Annotated in this window: 2 protein-coding genes and 1 pseudogene; 2 read left to right on the top strand and 1 reads right to left on the bottom strand. The window is 76.4% G+C overall.

Translation table 11 applies throughout. The annotated features are described in order from the left end of the window. The first annotated feature begins 322 nt into the window (after nucleotides 1-322). On the top strand, nucleotides 323-1,519 hold the full coding sequence (locus ACLU3S_RS36290; RefSeq protein WP_413956236.1) for a GDSL-type esterase/lipase family protein: 1,197 nt from the start codon (nucleotides 323-325) through the stop codon (nucleotides 1,517-1,519). Nucleotides 1,520-1,553: 34 nt separating this feature from the next. Here the strand turns inward: ACLU3S_RS36290 and ACLU3S_RS36285 are convergent, their stop codons facing one another. Beyond that, nucleotides 1,554-2,543 carry a helix-turn-helix domain-containing protein gene (locus ACLU3S_RS36285; protein ID WP_413956235.1) on the bottom strand — a complete coding sequence of 330 codons (990 nt, stop codon included), beginning with the start codon at nucleotides 2,541-2,543 and terminating at the stop codon, nucleotides 1,554-1,556. A 500-nt stretch (nucleotides 2,544-3,043) separates the two neighbouring features. Between ACLU3S_RS36285 and ACLU3S_RS36280 the strand changes: the two are divergent. Next, nucleotides 3,044-3,497: pseudogene (locus tag ACLU3S_RS36280) on the top strand (hypothetical protein); the annotation flags it as partial.

The raw sequence follows: 3,497 nt of genomic DNA, 5'->3' as shown, positions 1-3,497 counted from the left end.
CGTCGCCGCCGTCCGCGTCCGCGCCCTCGGCGACCCGGACGTGGCCCCGCCCGGTGTCACCCTGCCCGACGCGTGGCGGCCGTGGCGGTCGTACGCCGTCCAACATCTGCGCGTGGCCGGGCAGCTGGACGAGCGGTCGGACTGACCGCCGGCCCGCACGGCACGCGGTCCCCGGCGCCGGGGGCCCCACTCGCGCCGCCCTGCCCAGCCCTGGAGCGTCCGTTGGGCCGAGCGGGTGGATTCCACGCCGGTGTTCCGATGGCGCGGCCCGCCCTGTGGCACGTTCACCTCCGACGGGACCACGGGGAAGGCGGGCGTACACATGGGCAAGGTCGGACGGGTCCTCGCGATCCTGCTGCTCACCCTTCTGCTCCCGGGCACCGCGACGGCCGCCGGCGCCCCAGCCGCCCCCCGAGCGGCCTGGACCGGCAGTTGGGAGGCCGCGCCGTCCGGCACCGCCGACGCGCTGGCCGGCGCCGCCGTCCGCAACGTCGTCCACCTCAGCGTCGGCGGTAGCGACGTACGCGTCCGCCTCAGCAACCGGCTCGGCACCGCGCCGCTGCAACTCGGCGCGGTCACCGTCGCGCTGCGCCGGGCCGGCGGTCCCGACGCCCAGCCCGGCACGATGCGCACCGCCACCTTCCACGGCGCGCCCACCGTGACCGTCCCGCCGGGCGCGGACACTGTCACCGACCCGGTGCCGCTGCGCGTACCCGCCGCCGCCGACCTCCTCGTCACCGTGTACACCCCGGCCGACAACGGCCCCGCCACCTACCACCGCACCGCGCTGCAGACCAGCTACGTGGCCAAGACGGGCGCCGGCCGGGCCGCCGACGAGAAGGGCACGGCCTACTCGACGGCCATCGACTGGTGGTACTACGTCACCGGCGTCGACGTCCGCGGCGCCGCCGCCGGCAGCGTCGTCGCGTTCGGCGACTCCCTCACCGACGGCACCGGTTCCACCTTCGACACCAACCACCGCTGGCCCGACCTGCTCGCGGCGCAGCTGACCGGCCGCCGGCTCGGCGTCCTCAACGCCGGGATCGGCGGCAACCGCCTGCTGCTCGACGGCGTGGGGCCGAGCGCGCTCAACCGTCTCGACGCCGACGCCCTCGACCGGACCGGGGCGCGCACCCTGGTCGTCTTCGAGGGCATCAACGACATCATCAAGGGCGTCCCGCAGACCGGCGACCCGGCCGCCTTCGCGGACGCCTACCGCACCGTCGTGTCCCGCGCCCACGCCCGCGGCATCAAGGTCGTCGGTGTCACCCTCACCCCGTTCCGCGGCTTCTCCGCCTACACCGACGCCCGCGAATCGGTACGGCAGAACATCAACGCCTTCATCCGCACCGGCGGCGCCTTCGACGCGGTCGCCGACGCCGACGCCGCCGTACGCGACCCGGCCGACCCGGCCCGCATCCGGCCGGCCTACGACCCCGGCGACCACCTGCACTTCGACGACGCGGGCATGGCCGCCGTCGCGGACGCCGTGCGCCGGGCCCTGCCCCAGCCGCGCTGACCGCTCGGCCCGACGGCGCCGCCGGGGCGGCGGGTCACCCGGCCGCCTCCCGGGCCACCCAGCCCCGCTCGTAGGCGTGCCAGCCCAGCTGGAGCCGCGTCGTCACACCGGCCAGCTCCATCAGCCGCTTCACCCGGCGCTGCACGGTCCGCAGGCCCAGGTCGAGCTGCTTGGCCACGCTCGCGTCGGTCAGCCCAGCGAGCAGCAGCGAAAGGACCTCCAGATCCGTGGCGTCCGGGCCGTAGGGCACCTCCTCGGCCGCGCCGGAGGCGTTCAGGCGCAGCGGCAGCGCCTCGCGCCACACGGACTCGAACAGCTCCGCCAGCAGCTCCAGCAGCCCGCTGGCGTGCACCACCAGCGCGGCCGGCTCCGCGCTCCGCGCGGTGAGCGGCACCATCGCCAGCGAACGGTCGGCCACGACCAGCTTCGTCGGCACCCGGTCCACCATGCGCACCTGCTCGTCACGGCCGAGCGCGGCGGTCAGCTCGGTCAGCCCGTGCGGCAGGTCCAGCACCGCCCGCTCCACCACCACCCGGTAGCGCACCCCGCGCCCGGCCGCCTGCTCCTCCGCCTTGTTCTCCGATGCGGAGACCACCACCGGGTTGCCGGTCACCAGCGCGCACACCTCCTCGGCGGCGCCCAGCTGCAGCTGCAGGAAGCGCTGGGCGACCGCCGAGGCGCCGGTCACCACCTCCACCAGGTCGTGCACCGCCGGCTCGGCGGCCGCCGCCCGGTACTCCTGCGCGAGCAGCGCCGCCGCCAGCTCCGCCTGCTCCAGCTCGTGCCGCTGCCGGGTGAGCAGCGCGCCCAGCGCCACCGCGGGCGGGGCCGCCACCCAGCGGCCCGGTCGCGCCGAGGACCGGGCCGCCAGACCCTGCCGCTCCAGCCGGCGCAGCGCGCGCTCGGTGTCCTGCTCCGCCAGCGTCAGGCGGCGCGCCAGATCGGCCACGTCGGCCGCTCCCACGGACACCAGCGCCCGGTACGCGGCCTCGTGCGTCTCGTCCAGCCCTATCGCTGTCAGCATCGCCCCGCGTCCCTCCCCTGAGAACAAGCCGTCCGGACCAAGCCCCTCGGGGCGGGCGCGGCCTGGCGGAAACCGGCCACGGCGCAAACCCGCCGCCGTACATCATCGCCGTACCGGCGGTCACTCTGCCAAGGTGGGCGTCACCGCAGCACACGTGGTCGGACGCCCGCGGGCCTCCGCGGCCGGGCGCACGTGTGCACGGCCGCGGGCGAGCAGGCCCGCCACAATCCGGCCAGGCCGACCGGTGCCGCCGCGCACCGGTCACCCGGACCGCGGCCCGGGCCCGACGTGTCCGAGCGCACGCAGGGGACTCGGGGCCGGGTCCACCTCTGGCCCCGCCGGGCGGCCCTCCCGTGGGGGGTGGGGCCGCCCGGCGGCCAACCACCGCCCCTCGCACGGCCGTTCACCCTGTCCCTCGACACGCCGTTCGACGAAGTGCGTGCACCGGATTTTCCCGATGCCCCGTTTTCATACGGCCCGTGCGGTGGACAATCGGGGGCATGAGTCAGCAGGGGGGTAGGCCCGCCCGTCCCGAGGACGACTGGTGGGGGCAGCTGTACGACGACGCCACCCAGGACACGGGTCCGACGGCCGCGCCCGATTCCCTGGACGACCGCTTCGCCTCGGCGAAGCGCACGGTGACGGACCCCGCGTCCCGCGAACCGGCGCTGCCCGCACAGCGCGCCGCCCAGGAACCGGATGCCGCCGGCGGTTCGACCGGGGCGGCGGGGTGGGAGCCGTGGGATCAGGTCTCGGCGCCGGAGGCAGCGCGGGGTGTATCTGCCGCACCTGCCCCCGAAGCCGCCCGGCAGGCGACGTTTGCAGACGCCGAACCTGCCGCACGCCCCGAACCCGCCGAGCCTTCCGCGCCCATCTGGCCCCCCGCGTCCGGCGGTATAGCCGAGAGCACCGAGACCGCCCAGACCGCCGCGCCCCTCGCGCCCACAGAGCCCC

It is taken from the genome of Streptomyces sp. AF1A, from assembly GCF_047340315.1.
Lineage (GTDB): Bacteria > Actinomycetota > Actinomycetes > Streptomycetales > Streptomycetaceae > Streptomyces.
This window is presented reverse-complemented; position numbering and strand designations above follow the sequence as displayed.

Bases quoted from the DNA above. Each gene is read 5' to 3' on its own strand.
- ACLU3S_RS36290 (WP_413956236.1), top strand. From the start codon at position 323: ATGGGCAAGGTCGGACGGGTCCTCGCGATCCTGCTGCTCACCCTTCTG.
- ACLU3S_RS36285 (WP_413956235.1), bottom strand. From the start codon at position 2,543: ATGCTGACAGCGATAGGGCTGGACGAGACGCACGAGGCCGCGTACCGG.